18 protein-coding genes are annotated in these 17,889 nt (G+C 63.9%); 5 read left to right on the forward strand and 13 right to left on the reverse strand.

Annotated elements, in window-relative coordinates:
• Positions 1–27 precede the first annotated feature (27 nt).
• Positions 28–462, forward strand: a complete 435-nt coding sequence (locus tag IVB27_RS20745) for a DUF2147 domain-containing protein (protein WP_247445119.1) — start codon at positions 28–30, stop codon at positions 460–462.
• Here the strand turns inward: IVB27_RS20745 and IVB27_RS20750 are convergent.
• The 6 genes from IVB27_RS20750 to IVB27_RS20775 all read right to left on the reverse strand — a co-directional run bounded on the left by IVB27_RS20750 (position 459) and on the right by IVB27_RS20775 (position 6,438).
• Positions 459–1,610 carry a DUF3095 domain-containing protein gene (locus IVB27_RS20750; RefSeq protein WP_247445120.1) on the reverse strand — a complete coding sequence of 384 codons (1,152 nt, stop codon included), beginning with the start codon at positions 1,608–1,610 and terminating at the stop codon, positions 459–461. The two genes, IVB27_RS20745 and IVB27_RS20750, sit on opposite strands and share 4 nt — an antisense overlap.
• Before the next feature lie 206 nt (positions 1,611–1,816).
• Positions 1,817–2,026: a hypothetical protein gene (locus IVB27_RS20755; protein ID WP_247445121.1), complete on the reverse strand. Its 210-nt coding sequence runs from the start codon at positions 2,024–2,026 to the stop codon at positions 1,817–1,819.
• 126 nt (positions 2,027–2,152) lie between these two features.
• The gene (locus IVB27_RS20760) at positions 2,153–2,875 is read right to left on the reverse strand and encodes an SDR family NAD(P)-dependent oxidoreductase (RefSeq protein WP_247445122.1); all 723 of its coding nucleotides are present in this window, start codon (positions 2,873–2,875) and stop codon (positions 2,153–2,155) included.
• On the reverse strand, positions 2,868–4,250 hold the full coding sequence (locus tag IVB27_RS20765; RefSeq protein WP_247445123.1) for a class I adenylate-forming enzyme family protein: 1,383 nt from the start codon (positions 4,248–4,250) through the stop codon (positions 2,868–2,870). The genes IVB27_RS20760 and IVB27_RS20765 overlap by 8 nt, the downstream gene beginning before the upstream one ends.
• Entirely contained in the window at positions 4,237–4,482 is a 246-nt protein-coding gene (locus IVB27_RS20770) for an acyl carrier protein (protein WP_015688794.1), read from the reverse strand. Before IVB27_RS20770 ends, IVB27_RS20765 begins: the two co-directional genes overlap by 14 nt.
• Positions 4,483–4,623: 141 nt before the next feature.
• Positions 4,624–6,438: a long-chain-acyl-CoA synthetase gene (locus IVB27_RS20775; protein ID WP_247445125.1), complete on the reverse strand. Its 1,815-nt coding sequence runs from the start codon at positions 6,436–6,438 to the stop codon at positions 4,624–4,626.
• Positions 6,439–6,823: 385 nt separating this feature from the next.
• Here IVB27_RS20775 and IVB27_RS20780 point away from each other — a divergent pair, with 385 nt between their 5' ends.
• Entirely contained in the window at positions 6,824–7,543 is a 720-nt protein-coding gene (locus tag IVB27_RS20780) for an SGNH/GDSL hydrolase family protein (RefSeq protein ID WP_247445126.1), read from the forward strand.
• 44 nt (positions 7,544–7,587) lie between these two features.
• Here the strand turns inward: IVB27_RS20780 and IVB27_RS20785 are convergent, their stop codons facing one another.
• A complete protein-coding gene (locus IVB27_RS20785; RefSeq protein ID WP_247445127.1) occupies positions 7,588–7,857 on the reverse strand; it encodes a DUF3551 domain-containing protein in 270 nt (89 codons plus the stop codon).
• 33 nt (positions 7,858–7,890) lie between these two features.
• On the reverse strand, positions 7,891–8,172 hold the full coding sequence (locus tag IVB27_RS20790; RefSeq protein ID WP_247445128.1) for a DUF3551 domain-containing protein: 282 nt from the start codon (positions 8,170–8,172) through the stop codon (positions 7,891–7,893).
• A 427-nt stretch (positions 8,173–8,599) separates the two neighbouring features.
• Here IVB27_RS20790 and IVB27_RS20795 point away from each other — a divergent pair, with 427 nt between their 5' ends.
• Entirely contained in the window at positions 8,600–11,737 is a 3,138-nt protein-coding gene (locus IVB27_RS20795) for an efflux RND transporter permease subunit (protein ID WP_247445129.1), read from the forward strand.
• A gap of 28 nt (positions 11,738–11,765) precedes the next feature.
• On the opposite strand, the gene htpG is transcribed toward IVB27_RS20795, so the two are convergent.
• The 4 genes from htpG to IVB27_RS20815 form a co-directional block, all read right to left on the reverse strand.
• Complete coding sequence (gene htpG / locus IVB27_RS20800) at positions 11,766–13,643, reverse strand: molecular chaperone HtpG (RefSeq protein WP_247445130.1); 1,878 nt, start codon at positions 13,641–13,643, stop codon at positions 11,766–11,768.
• Between the two features lie 120 nt (positions 13,644–13,763).
• Positions 13,764–14,177 carry a hypothetical protein gene (locus IVB27_RS20805; RefSeq protein ID WP_247339564.1) on the reverse strand — a complete coding sequence of 138 codons (414 nt, stop codon included), beginning with the start codon at positions 14,175–14,177 and terminating at the stop codon, positions 13,764–13,766.
• A 242-nt stretch (positions 14,178–14,419) separates the two neighbouring features.
• The gene (locus IVB27_RS20810) at positions 14,420–15,019 is read right to left on the reverse strand and encodes a nuclear transport factor 2 family protein (protein WP_247445131.1); all 600 of its coding nucleotides are present in this window, start codon (positions 15,017–15,019) and stop codon (positions 14,420–14,422) included.
• Between the two features lie 160 nt (positions 15,020–15,179).
• Positions 15,180–15,986, reverse strand: a complete 807-nt coding sequence (locus IVB27_RS20815) for a response regulator (RefSeq protein ID WP_247351040.1) — start codon at positions 15,984–15,986, stop codon at positions 15,180–15,182.
• A gap of 221 nt (positions 15,987–16,207) precedes the next feature.
• Here IVB27_RS20815 and IVB27_RS20820 point away from each other — a divergent pair, with 221 nt between their 5' ends.
• Together IVB27_RS20820 and IVB27_RS20825 are read left to right on the forward strand one after the other, a co-directional pair.
• Positions 16,208–16,438: a NepR family anti-sigma factor gene (locus IVB27_RS20820; RefSeq protein ID WP_026232505.1), complete on the forward strand. Its 231-nt coding sequence runs from the start codon at positions 16,208–16,210 to the stop codon at positions 16,436–16,438.
• Complete coding sequence (locus IVB27_RS20825) at positions 16,438–16,986, forward strand: sigma-70 family RNA polymerase sigma factor (protein ID WP_007597240.1); 549 nt, start codon at positions 16,438–16,440, stop codon at positions 16,984–16,986. Before IVB27_RS20820 ends, IVB27_RS20825 begins: the two co-directional genes overlap by 1 nt.
• Positions 16,987–17,098: 112 nt before the next feature.
• Here the strand turns inward: IVB27_RS20825 and IVB27_RS20830 are convergent, their stop codons facing one another.
• On the reverse strand, positions 17,099–17,797 hold the full coding sequence (locus IVB27_RS20830) for a nitroreductase (protein ID WP_247351041.1): 699 nt from the start codon (positions 17,795–17,797) through the stop codon (positions 17,099–17,101).
• Positions 17,798–17,889 lie beyond the last annotated feature (92 nt).

Raw genomic sequence — 17,889 nt, forward strand, 5'->3', positions numbered from 1 at the left:
TGGAGGCGCTCCACTTCGGGGCTCTCCATGACTTCCAGATTCGCTGCTCTCATCGTCCTCCTGGCTGCGCTACTTGGCGCGACTGCCGCCCGTGCGCAGAGCGCCGACGGGACTTGGCAGACCCAGGCCGGCGACGCCCGCGTCAAGATCAGCAAATGCGGCGGCGGCATCTGCGGCAATGTCGTCTGGCTGCGTGAACCCCACGACACCGCGACCGGCCAGCCCGCCACCGACAGCAAAAATCCCAATCCTGCCCTCGCCAGGCGCCCGATGATCGGCTTGCCATTGTTCAACGGCATGCAGCCTTCAGGGCCGAACAAATGGTCCGGCCAGATCTACAATGCCGATGACGGCGGCACCTATGCCAGCAGCGTCAGCGTGACATCAGCGGATTCGCTGCGCGTCGAAGGCTGCGTCGGCGCGCTCTGCGGCGGCGAAACCTGGACGCGCGCGGGGCGTTAGCTCGCTCCCGCGATCATCGCCTTCAGCGCCGTGGCCGCCGAGGCGTAGCCGCCCCGCGCGCCGTCGATGAAATGGACGTGATCGCTGCGCAGCGCCGACGGCGTGAAGCAGGTCATCATCGCGGCGTCCTGCTGATAGAGACCATAGCGCACGATGCCGTCGCGCGCGGCCGCGGCGAGACGATTGCTGAGGGCGCGTTCGAGTTCCGGCGTACAGTCCAGGATCATGCGCAGGCCATCGTCATATTTGCGGAAGTCGGAGTTCTCCACGACTTGACGTGTATAGCGCTTCGGTACAAAGCCGCCGACGTTGAGATCAAAGCGCATGATCAGATAGACGAACAGCGTGTAGGCCAGCACGCTGGCGCGGCGTGCGAGCAGCGGACCTCCGCGCTTGGTGCGCGCCTCATAGTCAAGCCCCTGCGGCGGCCATGTCAGCGGCGGCCCTTGCGGCGGCACGGGCCGACCGGCATCCGGACTGCGCTCGACGAGCTGGATGACATCCTCGATCACTTTGCGGAAGGCTCGCGGATCGGCGCCCTGGGTCGGTATCACCAGCACCGACAAAATCAGCCCGCGCGCAGCCGGAATCACCTCGAACCGGCAGGACAGGCCGGAGAGATCGGGCTGCGTGCCCGCGGGCGCTTCGGGTATTGCAAAGTCGCCGCGCTTCATCGCGGCGTCGGCCCAGGCAAGCCCGCCGCCCGAGAACATCGCATAGGACAAATTGGCCGACGGACCGAAGCGCGCGACGCGCACGTCGAGGCCCTGCGCTCGGATGGCACTCACCGGCACCAGCGCGACGCGCATCCCCAAATCGAGATCTTCCCGCACCCAGGTTGCGGTCGCAGCCAGAGCCCCGCGGGCCGGCTCGAGATCGTGAGGCGCGACCGCGAAGCTCGCGCCGTCGCCGCCGAACACGAACGGGAATTCGCGTCCCTCCAATGCGTTTGTCACCGCCGCGATCACGGCGGCGCCGGCCATGTTCACCGCCTTGTAGCGCTGCGCCGCGATCGCCTTGGTGGAATCCACGATGTCAGCAACGCCGACACTCCAATCGTCCGGCAGCGGCGAATACAATGCAGGGTCCATCAGGCTGGTGAAGCCGCGAAAGACGGGAATGCTGCCGTAGAAGGAAGCGGCTGACATTGCGGTTGCCGGTCAAGTTTCGAATGAGGGAAGATACGCGGCGGGATCGCTTCGGGTTCGCCGGTCGGCTCGCCCGAAGGTCGCACCATCATTGGTCGAAACGACCTCAACGACAAGGTGCCGGTTCATTTCAGCACAAGACAATCGCGCCATCGGCTGATGCAGCGCCAGCCCGACGGCAGAGTTCTTCCGATGGACGATCTCCGCTAGTGCAGCTTCTCGTCCTCACGCTTGCGCAAGGCTTCGAGCGATGCGTCGTGGCAGCCGACCAGGCGCACGAACTGCTGCGGATACATTTCATAACCGTGACTGCCGGAATTCTGCTGCGTCATCGGCGGGCAATGAACATCGTCCGGCTTGGCGCGAGATGGCTCGGTCCGGTCGGGATTTGAAGCGGTCATGTTTGGCGTGGTCACGGACTGCTCCCCGTCAATTGGGGCAGATCGATTGACATAACCCAATCGATTGCGGGGCATCTTACGACCAAATCCGGCTTGATGTCATTGCGCCGGATCAACGCAATTATGGCGACCGGGTTCCGCTTACGCCGTATTCCCCGCGTCGATCGTAAACACGGTGCCGGTGACGTTGCGGCCGCCCTCGCCGAGCAGATATTCCACCATGCGCGCGACGTCATCCATCTCCGGCAAGCGACGCAGCGCGCTACGGCCGGCGATGCGCTTGCGCCCTTCGCCGGAAAGATTGTGCGTGAGCTCGGTATCGATGAAACCGGGCGCGATCGCGTTCACGGTGATGCCGAGCTTGCCAACCTCGCGCGCGAGCGAGCGGGTGAAGCCGGTCGCGGCGGCCTTGGTCGCACCATAGACCGAGAGACCGTTATAGCCTGTCGTCGCAATGATCGATGAGATGTTGATGATGCGGCCCACACCATCGGCCATCATCTGCCGCGCGACATATTTGGTGAGGATGATCGGCGACAGCACGTTGAGCTGCACCAGCGCCTCGATCTCGGAATTGTGCATGGTCGCGAGCAGGCCTTCGGTGCCGAGGCCGGCATTGTTGACGAGGCCGTAGATCGGGCCGAATTCGTCGCGCACGAGCTTTGCATAGGCCGGGATCGCGTCGATTACGGCGAGGTCGCAGGCACGGAAATGCAGGCGCCCCTCCGACCCGACAATCGCGGCCTTGAGTTCGTCGCTCTCGCGCCGCGCCGCCGCGATCACGTTGTAGCCGGCATCAACAAGCCGCTTGCCGATCGCAAGGCCGATACCGCGGCTAGCGCCGGTGACGAGAACATTATGCATCGGTGCGCGCCAGTTTGCCGGCCGGGGTGACGTCGAGCGCCTCGACGAAGCGGATCACCGCCGGCACCTTGTGGGACGCGAGCTGCGCGCGGCACAGATCCAGGATCTGGTCGCGGATCTCTTTCGCGCGCGCCGGATCGGTGCCGTCGGCAAGGATCAAATCGGCGACGACGATGCCGCCGGTAATCGGGCTCTTGCGCGACTTCGCCCGCGACATACGCACGTCGGGATGACGGTTGATCACCGCCTCGATCTCTTCAGGGTGAACCTTCAGCCCACCGATATTGATGATGCCGCCGCGGCGGCCGACGAAATAGTACCGGTCGCCGCGCAATTCGACGATATCGCCGCTGTCGACAAATCCGTCGTCATCGGTGAGCGCAGCCGCGTTGCGGCCGATATAGACATGCGCCGTGCGCGTCGAGCGGATGCGGAGCGAGCCGTCGACGACCTTCATCTCGACACCATTGCGGCTGCCGAGATAGTCGGCCGGGAAGCCTTCCAGCCCGTCATTGACGGCGAAGCCGACGCCGGCCTCGGTCGAGGCATAGGCATGGCCGACGGATGAATTCGGGAACGCCGCCTTCAGGCCGTCCAGCACCGCCTGGTCGGCGATCTCGCCGGAGAGACGGACGTAGCGCGGCGCAAACTGAGCGGCCGAGCCGCTCATCAACAGCTTGCGCCAGTGCGAGGGCGTGCCTGAGATATGGGAGACGCAGCGCGCCTTCAGCCGCGTGACGTGATCGCCGAGCACCTCATGCGGATCGGACAGCACCAACGAGCCGCCGGAGAGAACGGCGCGGAGGAAGATTTGCAGGCCGCCATAGCGGCGGATGTCGTAGAACGTTGCCCACACTGGCGCGGGCCCCCTCGCAGGGCCTTCGGCGACGATCGCCCCGGTGAGTGCCTCCAACGTATGGCCAACGATCTTCGGCACGCCCGACGTGCCCGACGTGAGCATCAGCCACTCCGTGGCGCGTTCGGTCGTGCCCGGGGCGGTGACCTGAAGCGGCAATTGCGCGGTGACGACCAGCGGCACGCCGGTATCGGCCCAGCGATCCGGCTCGTCGGTGACGACGGCATCGATCCCGGCATCCGCGATCAGCGCATCGAGATGCGCTGGGTTGAGATCGGGCGGGCACAGCAGCATGCGACGGGCGATACCGTCGAGCTCGATCATGGCAAGACCCGACCGGAGCTGATCGGACAATTTCAGCAGCACTGCGCGGCCGGACAATTCGCGCAGGCGGCCACCCAGGACCGTGTGCGACAAAATATCCGTCAGCGACACGATATCGTGCGCGTCCGACAGCGTGCGGCCCGTCAGCTCCGCGCCCAGATGGTCGCGGAGCGCAAAGATCTCACGCGGGGACATTTTCGTAGGCCCGCACAAAATCGCCCACGGTGGCGGGGAACGCTGCGTCCTCGGAGATGGTGAAGGGGTCGACGCCGGTCTCGTCCTCGAGGCGCGCCACCAGGATGGCGAAGGCGAGCGAGTCGAAGCCCGTCTCGTGCAGGGACAGATCGTCCGAGAGCGCGGGAAGCGTGACGTGCTGCTCCTTGGCGATCTGCTGGATCGCTTCAATGACTTTAGACCGTACCGACATGGCTGGCTCGCTTCTGTTGTCGTTCGTATTGCGGCGGCTCTTGATGACCGCCTCCCATGCCCGTTTGTTTACCCGACAGAAGTAAATGGCTTCTTGGACAATTCGGATAAAATTGGACCTATCTGGCGGATTTTCACGCGGTTAAAGCCGGATCGTACCCTCGTTGATTTGCGTATAGGTCTTCGCATCCAGCGCAACATACGCGCCGGTCTTCGGGTCCAGCATGAGCAGTGGATCGGAGATCGCACCCGGATCAAATCCCTCGCGCGCGAGCTCACCCTTCTTCTGCTTGAACGTCTCGGTCGCATCGAGCTCGCGCGAGATGCGCATGAAGACGGGGCGCGCATAAGCCGGCAAACGCTGCGCCAGATGTACGGGCAGCGCCGCGACATCAAAGCCCTCGTTTACCACGATCGCGCTCATGCCGGCGCGGCCATCGGTGCCGGGGATGCCGACGCCGTAAGTGGTGGCGTCGATCACGCCGGTGAAATCGCGCACGGCATCGTTGACCTCCGAGGTCGCCACGTTCTCGCCTTTCCAGCGAAAGGTATCGCCGATGCGATCGACGAAGTGGAAGAAGCCCCTGTCGTCGAGCCGCATCAAATCGCCGGTGCGGAACCAGGCATCGCCCTTGGCAAAGACATCGCGCAGGATCTTCTTCTCGGTCTCGCTCGCCTCGGTGTAGCCCTCGAAGCGACCGCCACCCGCATCCGCCGTGCCGATGCGGCCAATGGCTTCGCCGGCCTCGCCGCGCGCGCAGGCGATACAAAAGCCTTCCGCATTGCGCAGCGGCACGCCGCTATCGGGATCGAGCTTGACGAGGCTGGCGGGGAAACGATGCGCGAGCAGCGGCGGAATGCGGCCGATCGCGCCGGGCTGACCCTCGACGTTGAACAGCGAGAAATTGCCTTCGGTCGCCGCGTAGAATTCGAGGATGCGGGGGATTGCAAAACGGGCCTGGAAATCTTCCCAGATGTCGCCGCGCAGGCCGTTGCCACAGACAAGACGAAGGCGATGCCGGTTCTCGTATTCGGACGGCGGCGCCTTCAGAAGGTAGCGGCAGAGCTCGCCGATATATTGGAATAACGTGCAATCGTGACGCACGATCTCGGGCCAGAAATTCGATGCCGAGAATTTTTCCGCGATTACCACCGAGCCGCCGGCAGCCAGCATGCTGCATGGTGCAACGATGCCGCCGACCGAGTGGAACAGCGGTAGGCAATCGTAAAGCCGATCCTGGGGCGTCGCGCCGGTGAGGCCGGCAAACCAAAAGCCCCAGTTCAGGATGCGGCGGTGGCTGATGCTGGCCGCTTTCGGCAGGCCGGTGGTCCCGGACGTGTAAATCAGCAGGGCCCGGTCGTTGATGGTGACGTCACCACGCTCGTCCGGCGAAAGCGGGCCGTCATCGAGCGCGGCAAGCGCGACGTCGATCGCGCGTCCACTGCGGGCATCGCCGTGGGTCCAGACCTTTGCTTCCGTCTTCAGGTGCGGCGACGCGCTGTCCAGCGCCTCCGTGAGCTCGTGCGCGACGATAATTTGAGCGGGCTTTGCGACATCGATGCAATGCGCGAGCGACTGGCCGACGAGCTTGGTGTTGATCAGCGCGACCACGCCGCCGACGCGACTGATCCCGAGCCAGGCCGCGACATAGTCGATGCCGTTCGGCATGATCAACGCGACAGTGTCGCCCTTGGCTACACCGGCCGAGCGGGCCCACCGCGCATAACGATTGATGCGTTTCGAGAGCCCCTCATAGTCGAGGCTTGCGTCATCGGCGACCAATGCGACGCGATCGGGCTGCCGCTGCGCCCAATCGTCGACGATGTCGGCGAATAGCCGGCCCGGCAGCGTCTCGATCCGCGCGGTGAGCTCGATGGCCTTCAGCCAGATCTTTGAAGCCGAAGGTGCGCGCGCGGCTTTCGGTTGCTCGATGACGCCGATGGTCATGCCGTTCATTCTTTCGGAACGTGTCTGCTGTTTCCGGCAGCTTAGCTCGCACGCCCTGCCCAGATGTTAAGAGACAAGGTAAAACCCGGTTAGTGCGCGATTAACCCTGGTCATCCTTTTACCAAGCCGGTGGGATCGGCGTGCGCGGCTGCGCAATTCTTGCGATAGCAAAGCCAGTTGCCTTGGGACGCGCCGCGCGTGTCCCCTTGTCCTGCTTGCGGGGCGCAGGTGAACTGGAGAGCGTCATGATCACCAAGCGACATTTCCTTCATGCTTGTCGGGGATCAGGAAGGAGTAGCGACCTGTATCAGGGCGCGCGAGGCTAGGCGGCCCCGGGTAAACGGTCTAAGCTTTTCTACCCTGCATTGTCCGGGTTGCAAAAGGGAGACGACCCGTGGCTCTCGACTCGTCAGAGTTTCCTGTCCAGGCCGCGCCGTTCGAGCAACCGCTGACCAATTTTGCCAGCCGCCTGAAGGACGGACAGGTTAAGGTGGTCGCGATCGGCTCGTCGACCACGGCGGGCGAAGGAGGCATCGCGCCCTATCCGCAGCGGCTGCTGGCGGGCCTACGGATAAGATTCCCAAATGTCGCAATCGAGGTGATCAACCGGGGCGTCGGCGGCGAAGAGGCCCGTCTGGAGCTGAAGCGGTTCGACCATGACGTCTTCGATCTGAACCCCGATCTCGTCATCTGGCAGGTCGGCACCAATTCAGTGTGGCAACAGAATCCCCCATCGTTCAGGGACACCACGCAGGCCATCCGTGACGGTGTTGACCGGCTGCTCGGCGCCAAGCGGATCGACGTGATCCTGATGGACCTGCAATATGTGCCGGCGCTGCTGACACCGGCCAAGGCCGACAAGACGAACGCGATGGTCGCGGCGATCAGCGAGATCGCCCATGCAAAGAGGGTCAACGTCTTTCGTCGCTTCGCGCTGATGAAGGCCTGGCACGATGTTGCAAAAATTTCGTTCGACCGCATGGTCGACCCCGGCGATGGCGACAGGTTGCACGCAAGCGACTGGACCACAGACAAGATGACCTCGGAATTGACCAACGCGATCGCCGTCGCGGCCGACAAGGCGCCGCCCTCCGGAGACGCACACAGCACGTAGTTCTTCATGCTCCGTCGGATTGACGACCGAACGAGCGGCGAGTGCTAGCCGCCTCGCTTATGGCGCAAGCGCTGCGGCGGTGCGTTGAACGGATAATACGGATTGAGATCGCAGCTCGCGGAGCGGCCCGAAGCGGTGGCGCGGCACTGCGGCAGCGAGGTGAAGGAGCAATCGTACCACTCCCCGCCACCGCCATTCGCGCCCGAATAGACATGCATGCAGATGGGATAGCGCGGGTCGAAGGTTTGCGCATACGACGGCGCGGCTGCAAGCAATGCACCGACGATCGCGATCAGGCCGAATGAGTGACGCATGAAAAATGTCCCGGAAATCGCAATCGCAGATCGCTAGTGAACCTTCTTGTGACGCCGGCGCGGCGCCGGCGGCGGTTCGTCGAAGGCGTAATAGGGGTTGACGTCGCAGCTCGCCGAGCGGCCCGACGCCGTGGCCCGGCACTGCGGCAGCGAGGTGAAGGAGCAGTCGAAATAGTCGCCACCACCGCCGCCGAAGCCGCCGGGCGTGTAGACGTGCATGCACACGGGATAGCGCGGATCATAGGTCTGGGCGTTGGCATCTGCCGCCACGAACAGCGTGGCAATCGCGGTGAGGGTCAGGATCGGCAGGCGCATCGGACAGTTCCTCGAATCGGTGGCAACGGCACGCGTTATGCCATTTCGATATGGCACAACCGCACGGAAGAAGCGATTGTTCCTATTCCATGGCTCTCTCGCTTGTGACGCGCGGCGAAATGGATGAGAGACAGCGCCGCAAGGATGCGAAAGCGGAAAGCCCCCCCTTTCCGGCCTGCGCGGAACGCATAACTCGCTGCAGCTCTCCTTCGACAAAGGTCGCAAGCATCCGGCGCAGGAATTCGTTCGCTGGCCGGAGCGAACGGACTAGTCTTTCGATCACAACGCCGGCCCCGGACCGACGACGTTCCAGGGCAATCAACAAACAAATGGGCTGAAGGAAACGCGCTTTCGCGCTCGGGCTCTCGGGCGCGGCTCCGCCGTGCGCGGGGAGAAGATGCGCTGGCCAGGCTGGTGGTGTCAGGGCATGCAAGAGAGCTTCTCGTCTCCGTTCATCCGCTATCCGATCGGCACCTCACTGCTGATGGCGGGCATCCTGTTCGTAGGCCTCGTGGCCTATCCTCTGCTGCCTGTTGCCCCGCTGCCCCAGGTCGACTTTCCGACCATTCAGCTCTCGGCTTCGCTTCCCGGCGGCAGCCCAGAGACCATGGCCTCTTCCGTGGCGCAGCCGCTCGAGCGCCAGCTCGCGCAGATCCCTGGCATCACGCAGATGACGTCGACCAGCTCGCTGGGTTCGGCGTCGATCACCATCCAGTTCGACCTCAACCGCAGGATCGACGCCGCCGCCAGTGACGTGCAAGCCGCGATCAATGCGGCGAGCGGCCAACTGCCGAAGAACCTGCCCTCGCCTCCTACCTATCGCAAGGTCAACCCGGCGGATTCGCCGGTCATGATCCTGTCCGCGACGTCGGACACACTGCCGCTGACCGTCGTCAGCGACCGCACCGACGCGCAGCTCGCGCAGCAGATCAGCCAGCTATCCGGCGTCGCGCAAGTGTTCGTCGGCGGGCAGCAGAAGCCCTCGGTCCGCATACAGATCGATCCGGCCAAGCTCGTCGCCAAGGGCCTGTCGCTGGAGGACGTGCGCGCCCAGATCGCGGCTGCGACCACCGACAGCCCGAAGGGCAGCATCGACGGCACCAGGCGTGCCTACACGATCTACGCCAACGACCAGCTCACCCAGGCCCAGCACTGGCAGGACGTCATCGTCGCCTATCGCAACGGCGCGCCGTTGCGGATCCGCGACATCGGCGAGGCAGTGGCAGGGCCGGAGGACATGAAGACGGCGGCCTGGGCCGACGGCAAGCGCGGTGTGTTCCTCGTCATCTTCAAGCAGCCCGGCGCCAACGTCATCGAGACCGTCGATCGGATCAAGGCGCAACTGCCGCGGCTGATCGCGGCGATCCCGCCCGCGATCTCAATCAAGATCATCAGCGACCGCACCATCACCATCCGCGCCGCCGTCGAGGACGTGCAGATCACGCTCATGACTACGATCGCGCTCGTCGTGATGGTGATCTTCATCTTCCTCCGCAGCTTCTGGGCCACGATCATCCCGAGCATCACCGTGCCGCTGGCGCTACTGGGAGCCTGCTCGCTGATGTGGGCCTTCGGCTATTCGCTGGACAACCTCTCCTTGATGGCGCTGACGATCGCGGTCGGCTTCGTGGTGGACGACGCCATCGTGATGCTGGAGAACATCACCCGTTACGTCGAGCAGGGCGAGAGGCCGCTTGCTGCGGCCTACAAGGGTGCGGCCGAAATCGGCTTTACCATCGTCTCGATCAGCATCTCGCTGATCGCGGTGCTGATCCCGTTGCTGCTGATGGGTGGTATCATCGGCCGGTTATTCCGCGAATTCGCGGTCACGCTGGCGATGGCGATCCTCGTCTCTCTCGTGGTGTCGCTGACCCTGACGCCAATGATGGCCTCGCGCTTCCTGCGTGCCAATCACGAGGCCCGGCACGGCCGCTTCTACCAGTGGAGCGAGCGGATGTTCGAAAGCGTGCTCGGCGCCTACGAACGCGGGCTCGATGTCGCGCTACGCCACAGTTTCGTGACCCTTTGCATCTTCTTCGCGACCGTAGCGCTCTCGGTCTACCTCTTCGTCCTGATCCCGAAGGGATTCTTCCCGCAGCAGGACAACGGCTTCCTCACAGCCGTGTCCGAGATGCCCCAGGACATCTCCTTTGCCGAGATGAAACGGCGCCAGGTGGAGCTCAACACTATCGTGCAGGCCGACCCCGCCGTCGATTCGATCGCGATGTTCATCGGCGGCGGCGGTACGGCACTGAACTCAGGGCGCATGTACATCACCTTGAAACCGCGGGAGGAGCGCGACGCCGGCGCACAGCAGATCATCGCGCGGCTGCGGCCCAAGCTCGCCAAGGTCGAGGGCGCCAGGCTCTATATGCAGGCCTCGCAGGACGTTCGTCTCGGCGGCCGCGCCAGCCGCACCCAGTTCGAATTCACGCTCCAGGACGCCAACCTAGCCGAACTGAACGAATGGGCGCCGAAAATCCTCGCCGCGATGAAGACACTGCCGCAACTGCGCGACGTCGCGACCGACCAGCAAACCGAAGGCACGACGGTTCAACTCAGGATCAATCGCGACACCGCCGCACGCTACGGCATCCAGCCGCAGCTGATCGACGATACACTCTATGACGCGTTCGGCCAGCGTCAGGTCGCGCAATACTTCACCCAGACCAACAGCTATCACATCGTCCTGGAGATCACGCCGGATCTGCAAGGCCAGCTCGGTACGCTCGACAAGCTCTATCTCAAATCGCCGCTTACCGGCGACGAGGTGCCGCTCTCGGTGTTCTGCAACTGGACCAATGTGCCCGTGCGCCCGCTCGCGATCTCGCATCAAGGCCAATTCCCCTCGGTGACGATCAGCTTCAATCTCGCCGAGGGCGTTGCGCTGGGAGAGGCGACCGGCGCGGTGCTGCATGCGGTCGGCGAGATGCGGGCGCCGCCGGCGCTGGCGACGAGCTTTCAGGGCACCGCGCAGGCGTTCCAGCAATCGCTCGGCACCGTGCCGTTGCTGATCCTCGCCGCACTGGTCGTGGTCTATTTGATCCTGGGCGTGCTCTACGAGAGCTACATCCACCCTCTGACCATCCTGTCCACGTTGCCCTCGGCCGGCGTCGGCGCCGTCGCGATCCTGATGATCTTCGGCTTCGACTTCAGCCTGATTGCCCTGATCGGAGTCATTCTCCTGATCGGCATCGTCAAGAAGAACGGCATCATGATGGTGGATTTCGCCATCGCGGCCGAACGGGAGCAGCATCTCACCCCGGAGCAATCGATCCGCCAGGCGGCGCTGCTGCGTTTTCGCCCGATCATGATGACGACGATGGCTGCCCTGCTCGGTGGCGTGCCGCTGATGCTCGGAAGCGGCACCGGTTCCGAAATCCGCCAACCGCTCGGTTATGCGATGGTCGGCGGCCTTCTCGTGAGCCAGGCGCTGACGCTGTTCACGACCCCGGTCGTCTACCTCTATCTCGACCGCTTCTCCGACCTGCTCTCGCGCTGGATGGAGAAGAAGCCGCAGGCCGCCGCCGCGCGCGACGAGCAGAAGGATCACGCGGCGGAATGAGCGCAGCGGAGCATATGGCCCGTGGCTGCTATCCGCCGAGCCCCTGCAACACCAGCCGGTTCAACCTCGCCGCAAACGCCGCAGGGTCTTCCGGCAGTTCGCCATCCAGGATCTGCGCCTGTTCGAGCAGGAGCAGGCTAAGGTCATCGACCACCTTCGAGCCGGCTTGAGCCTTGGTGATCGCCGTGACCAGCGCATGGCGCAGATTGATCTCGAGGATCGGCTTGGTGCGCATGCCGCGGTTCTGCTGCGCCAGGATGCGCTCGAGTTCGCGGCTCGGGCCCTGGCTGTCGGCGACGAGGCAGGAGGCGGAGCTGGTGAGGCGCGTCGAGGCCTTGACGTCGCTGACGCGCTCGCCCAGCGCGGCCTTGATCACGGCGATGGTGGCAGCCTCGTCGGCGGCCGGCTCGTTCTTCTTCGCCTCGTCCGCCTCGTCGACGCGCGGAATCAGGTCGAGGTTGAGGTCGCCCTGACTCAGCGACTTCAGCGGTTTGCCCTCGAACTCCGATGGCATCGAGGTCCAGAAGGCGTCGACCGGATCGGAAAGCAGCAGCACTTCGATGCCGCGCGCTGTCGCCGCCTCGAGCCGGGGGCTCGACTTCAGCCGCTCGATGCTGTCGCCGACGAGATAATAGATCTCGGTCTGGTTCGGCTTGAAATCGGCGATGACGTCCTTAAGCGAGCGCTTTTCGCCCGAAGTCGTGGTGAAACGCGACAGCGCGAGCAGCTTTTCACGGCGCTCGAAATCCTCGTAGATACCTTCCTTCAGCACCGCGCCGAAGGCCTCCCAGATCTTCGCAAAGTTCTCCGGGTCCTTGTCGGCAAGGCTTTCGAGTTCGTTTACCACGCGCGTCGCCACCGCTTTGCGGATCTGCACGAGCTGCGGATTGTTCTGCAGCATCTCGCGCGAGATGTTCAGCGGAAGATCCTCGCTGTCGACGACGCCGCGGATGAAGCGCAGATAGCCCGGCAACAGATCGGCGTCATCCGTGATGAAGACGCGGCGGACGTAGAGCTTGACGCGACCTTTACGCGAGGGCTCGAACAGGTCGAACGGTTTCGTCGACGGCGCGAACAACAGCACGGCGTAGGAATAGCGGCCTTCGGCGCGGTAGTGCAGCGTCATCGCGGGATCGTCGAAGGCGGATGCGATCTGCTGATACGCCTTCTTGTAGTCCTCGGCTGTCAGCTCGGACTTGGAGCGCTGCCACAGCGCGCTCGCCGAATTGATCTGGCGCGGCTCGCCCTCTTCCGGCACCAGCTCGATCGGGAACAGGATGTTGTCGGAATAGGCGCCGACGATGCGCTCGATCTCGTAAGTCTCGAGATACTTCTTCGCGTCGTCTTTGAGGTGCAGGACGATCTCGGTGCCGCGTGCTAGGCGCACCGCTTCCTCATCGCTTGCGCGCGCAATCTCGAAGCCGGAGCCGCCGGAGGACGTCCAGGTCCACACGTCGCTCTCGCCGGCACGGCGGCTGACGACGACGATTTTCTCGGCGACCATGAAGGCGGAATAGAAGCCGACGCCGAACTGGCCAATCAGGCCGAGGCCGTCCTTGGCCTCCTTCAGCTTCGAGACGAACGCCTTGGTGCCGGAGCGGGCGATGGTGCCGAGATGGTCGATCAGCTCCTGCCGCTCCATGCCGATGCCATTGTCGGCGATCGTCAACGTCCCCGCGGTCTTGTTCGGAATGATCCGAATCTTGAGAACGTCGCCCTCGCCCAGCAGCGCCGGACCGGCGATGGCTTCATAGCGCAGCTTGTCACAGGCGTCCGATGCGTTGGAGACGAGCTCGCGCAGGAAGATGTCGGTCTCGGAATAGACGGAGTGCACCATCAGGTGCAAAAGCTCGGAAACCTCGGCCTGGAAGGGCTGCGTATGCACAGCCGTGTCTGACGTCGTCATGCGTTCACCCGGTCAATCGAAGGGGAAGAGACCCGGGATATAACGCGATGGGGTAGTGGATCAAGTGGACGTGAACAATCGCCCTCCCTGCGGAGGGCGACTTATCCCGGTCCATGCCGATTAGGTCACACAGCGGCCGGGCTGGAGCAGCTTTGCGACCTCGGTCAGGGAGCTGACCATCGGCTCGCAGGCAATCGTCGGCTTTTTGCGGCTCTGCTTCTGGTTCGGGAGCAGCACCGGCGGCTTGGCATTGCCGGTCTCGATCACCGCGGGGATGCGCAGCAGCACCGACGTGTCAGCCAGGTCGTTCAGCCGCATCGACACAGTGCGGGTCGGGACCCCCGCCTGCTTGATATCGGGCAGCCGGTCGGCTTTGCTGGAACGATTGACGTTATGGCCCGGCTTGTCTGCAACAGCCTGCCAGCGGTCGGCCAGATCATGGCCGGAGGCCAGCTGCACTGCGCCCACCTGGACGGCGCCGAGCGTTGCGGCAATCGCGACGGCGCCCAAAAATACCTTTTGAATCTGTGACATATCTATCGGTCCCTCGCCCCATGGCGATGCGGGAACAACGGAGCAGAGGACCGGGAGTTCTCAATCGTTAAGATCACTTAACCGTGTGCAGGCCGACCCTGGCAAAAAATTTCGCAACCGCCTGGAACGACTCCGGCGGCGGGGAGTCGTTTCAACAGCCGGCTATTCCCCCCTGCCCCATAAGCCGGCGACGTAGGGCGCGACTGTGGTGATGCCAGTCGCGCCTTACTTTTGTCTGGGCTTCACTTCGCCTTTTCCGCCAGCCACTCCCGCCCTTCGCCATAGAGCTTCTCGACCTCAGGTCCGGTGAGGCCGGGCATGTCGCGCTTGACCTTGTAGCCGATCAGCTCCTGCATGTAGGCGAGATGGCGGTAGCCTTCGGGCAGCGCGGCGAGGGCTTTCTGGTCGAGCTGAAGTGTCGCGGCGGGATCGACCGGATCGATCCGGTCCTTCTCGTAGATCGGCTGGCGGCGGACGATGCCCCATTTTCCCTGCCGCTTCTCCAGGAAATCGTAGAAGCGTCCGGTGCAGACGACGTCGCAGGGCACGTCGTGCACCGGCGCGCGCTGCGAGATGGTCATCTTGGTCTGTGCGATGGCGCGCGCACCCTCGAGGTCGATGCTGGTGCCGCCGAGGAAATGCAGGATGCGCACGCCCTTGGCAAACCCCTCCTGACTAACCCGCATGAAATCCCGCGCCGGCCCCTGAAACCAGGTGGCGGACATCCAGCCCTCTTCATGCCAGACGGTGGCAAAACGCTCCCAGTCGCCGGCATCGCGCCACACCGCCCAATTCTCGACGAGATCACGGATGGCGAGGCGGTCGAGGAGTTCTTGGTCCATGAACACGTCTCCGATGGCGCTGCGGCTCCAACGGCCGCTGCACGAGGTATGAGCGGCGAATTCGACGGCCGTCAAGCGCGGCAACCGGTCAACAAAAATCCGGCGCACCTTGCGGCACGCCGGATCAGATGTCGTCAAATGCCGGGCGCAGGCGCCTTCCTTACGCCGCCGGTACTTTCGGCGCGCGGTTGCGGGAGTTGCGCTGGAAGAACAGGGCCTGGCTCGCCACCGCCGACACCATCGCCGGCTGGAACGGTTTTGAGATCAGGAACGCCGGCTCGGGGCGCTCGCCGGTAAGGAAGCGCTCGGGGTACGCGGTGATGAACACCACCGGCACCTCGAAGGTGCGGAGCAGCTCGTTGACGGCGTCGAGGCCCGACGAGCCGTCGGCGAGCTGGATGTCGGCGAGGATCAGGCCGGGCCGCTTGTTCTTGGCCAGCGCGACCGCATCGGCGTGGGTGCGGGCGACACCGACGACATTGTGCCCGAGATTCTTCACCAGGCTCTCGAGGTCCATGGCGATGAAGGTCTCGTCCTCGATGATCAGCACGTCGGTGGCGATCTCGACGGCCATCTCACGCCCTGCGGCATCCGCAAGCCGGCGCGTCTCGCTGACGTCGGTGCCGAGAATGTAGCCGACTTCCTCTTCCGAGAATCCCTCAAGCGAGAGAAGCAGAAAGGCCTGCCGCGGCAGCGGCGTGATGTTCGACAGCCGTCGCTCCGGCGGCATCGGCAGGTTCGTCACCTCGGAATCGTCGTTGACGGAAACGGAATTCCAGATCTGGGTGAACAGCCGGAACAGGCCGGCGCGGGGCCCGTGGCTCTCGTCGAGCACCGACGGATCTCCCAGCATGGCTTCCAACATGGCTGCGACATAGGCGTCACCGGATGACTGGCTGCCCGTCAGGGCGCGCGCGTATCGGCGCAGCAAAGGCAAGTGTTCAGCAACAAGCTGTGAACGGGACATCCCCACTCCATTCATCTTCGGGCCGACCTTGACGTGCAGACGTTACGCGGGGGGCCCGGGGTTCCCCTGCTGGGCTGATTACGCTTCAGACCGAGAAAAGTTCCGCATCGGGGCGGAACTTTTTCTCGCAGCTCGAATTGAGCCTATCCAGGGAACGGCTCCCGGTTGAGAGAACTTCTCGATTTTACAGTCACTTAACTCGGGGAAACGTGGAACAGGTCATGAAAGATCTCAAGTCTCAAGCAAGCAAAAGCACGACCCCCGGCAAAGGAGGGCTCACTCCGGAAATCCAATCCCGGATCGGCCATCAGCTGCGCGCCATGTACGACGACGTGGTGCGGCAGGGCGTTCCGGATCGGTTCGCGGAACTCATCAAGAAGCTTGATGCGCCAGGAGCGACACCCCAAGTAGAAAATGGTGGCGGATCCAACGACAACAATGGGAGGGATTGATGCCTCTCACCGACTCCCTGCGTAACGACATTCTGGCGGCCGTGCCCAGCCTGCGCGCGTTCGCCATCTCGCTCAGCGGCAATGCGGACCGCGCGGACGATCTGGTTCAGGAGACGCTGTTGCGCGCGCTTGCCAACATCGACTCGTTCCAGCCCGGCTCCAACCTGCCGGCCTGGCTGTTCACGATCCTGCGCAACCTGTTCCGCTCCGACTATCGCAAGCGGCGGCGGGAAGTCGAGGATGCCGAAGGCAACTATGCCAAGACGCTGAAGACACAACCCTCGCAGAACGCCCATCTCGAGTTCGAGGAATTCCGTACGGCGCTCGATAAGCTTCCGCAGGACCAGCGTGAAGCGCTGATCCTGGTCGGTGCCTCCGGCTTCTCCTACGAGGATGCGGCTTCGATCTGCGGCTGCGCAGTCGGCACGATCAAGAGCCGCGTCAACCGCGCGCGCTCGAAGCTCGCGGCGCTGCTCTATGTCGACGGTGCCGAGGATTTCGGGCCCGACGAGACCATCCGCGCTGTGATCGGCGGCAGCGGCGGATAGCGGCGGGCGTCAATCGGACTTAAGCAAGACGAAGGCGGCCGCTTCCGCGGCCGTCTTCGCGCGTCTGAAAAACCTGATGCGGGCTTGTGGATGGCGGGTAGCGTGGCGGCGGTCACTCGTCCACGAAGGTTACGGTCTCGGCCACGCTCGCACGCGAGGTGCGATAGCTGTTGACCTTGTGGGCGTTGTCGGCATAGCCGAACGAGATGCCGCAGACGATGCGGCGGTCATCAGGCAGGTTGAAATGGCGGCGGATCAGGCCGGAGTGGCGCGCCAGCGCCGCCTGCGGAATCGTGCCGACCCCGAGCGCCTGCGCGGCCAGCATGAAGTTCGAGACATAAGCGCCGCAATCGATCGCACCGTAGATGCCGAGCGGCTCGTTGGTGTGGATGATGGCCACATGCGGCGCGCCGAAGAAATTGTAGTTCTCCAGCGCCTGCTTCGCATAGGCCGTCTTGTCGCCCCTGACGATGCCGAGCGTGTTGTAGAGCTGAAAACCGCTCTCGCGGCGGCGTTCGAGATAGGCGCCGACATACTCGCGCGGCGGCGTGAAGTCATAATCGTCGCCGAGCCCGCCGGATGCCTCCGCGTAGATCAGCTTGCGGAAGCGCTCCCTGGCCTCGCCGCTGGCGATGATCACCTGCCAGGGCTGGCTGTTGCACCACGACGCCGTGCGCTGCGCGGTGGTCAGCAAATGCTCGATCGTCGCGCGATCGACGTCTTTGGCCAGGAAGGCACGCACCGAATAGCGCTCGTTGAGGAGCTCTTCGAGCACGCCGATGCGGTCGTTTTGTTTCACTTTAGCGTCCATTGCCTAGCTCGCTTTCGTGCCCCGGACGCGACGCAGCACGAAGTGATGCGGCGCTGAGCCAGGGCCCATTGTGGCCTGTCCATCGTGGCTCC

The sequence above is a fragment of the Bradyrhizobium sp. 197 genome, assembly GCF_023073375.1.
Classification (GTDB): domain Bacteria; phylum Pseudomonadota; class Alphaproteobacteria; order Rhizobiales; family Xanthobacteraceae; genus Bradyrhizobium.

Bases quoted from the DNA above. Each gene is read 5' to 3' on its own strand.
- IVB27_RS20830 (WP_247351041.1), bottom strand. From the start codon at position 17,797: ATGGACGCTAAAGTGAAACAAAACGACCGCATCGGCGTGCTCGAAGAG.
- IVB27_RS20765 (WP_247445123.1), bottom strand. From the start codon at position 4,250: ATGTCCCCGCGTGAGATCTTTGCGCTCCGCGACCATCTGGGCGCGGAG.
- IVB27_RS20795 (WP_247445129.1), top strand. From the start codon at position 8,600: ATGCAAGAGAGCTTCTCGTCTCCGTTCATCCGCTATCCGATCGGCACC.
- IVB27_RS20750 (WP_247445120.1), bottom strand. From the start codon at position 1,610: ATGTCAGCCGCTTCCTTCTACGGCAGCATTCCCGTCTTTCGCGGCTTC.
- htpG (WP_247445130.1), bottom strand. From the start codon at position 13,643: ATGACGACGTCAGACACGGCTGTGCATACGCAGCCCTTCCAGGCCGAG.
- IVB27_RS20805 (WP_247339564.1), bottom strand. From the start codon at position 14,177: ATGTCACAGATTCAAAAGGTATTTTTGGGCGCCGTCGCGATTGCCGCA.
- IVB27_RS20790 (WP_247445128.1), bottom strand. From the start codon at position 8,172: ATGCGCCTGCCGATCCTGACCCTCACCGCGATTGCCACGCTGTTCGTG.
- IVB27_RS20810 (WP_247445131.1), bottom strand. From the start codon at position 15,019: ATGGACCAAGAACTCCTCGACCGCCTCGCCATCCGTGATCTCGTCGAG.
- IVB27_RS20770 (WP_015688794.1), bottom strand. From the start codon at position 4,482: ATGTCGGTACGGTCTAAAGTCATTGAAGCGATCCAGCAGATCGCCAAG.
- IVB27_RS20785 (WP_247445127.1), bottom strand. From the start codon at position 7,857: ATGCGTCACTCATTCGGCCTGATCGCGATCGTCGGTGCATTGCTTGCA.
- IVB27_RS20815 (WP_247351040.1), bottom strand. From the start codon at position 15,986: ATGTCCCGTTCACAGCTTGTTGCTGAACACTTGCCTTTGCTGCGCCGA.
- IVB27_RS20760 (WP_247445122.1), bottom strand. From the start codon at position 2,875: ATGCATAATGTTCTCGTCACCGGCGCTAGCCGCGGTATCGGCCTTGCG.
- IVB27_RS20745 (WP_247445119.1), top strand. From the start codon at position 28: ATGACTTCCAGATTCGCTGCTCTCATCGTCCTCCTGGCTGCGCTACTT.
- IVB27_RS20775 (WP_247445125.1), bottom strand. From the start codon at position 6,438: ATGAACGGCATGACCATCGGCGTCATCGAGCAACCGAAAGCCGCGCGC.
- IVB27_RS20820 (WP_026232505.1), top strand. From the start codon at position 16,208: ATGAAAGATCTCAAGTCTCAAGCAAGCAAAAGCACGACCCCCGGCAAA.
- IVB27_RS20825 (WP_007597240.1), top strand. From the start codon at position 16,438: ATGCCTCTCACCGACTCCCTGCGTAACGACATTCTGGCGGCCGTGCCC.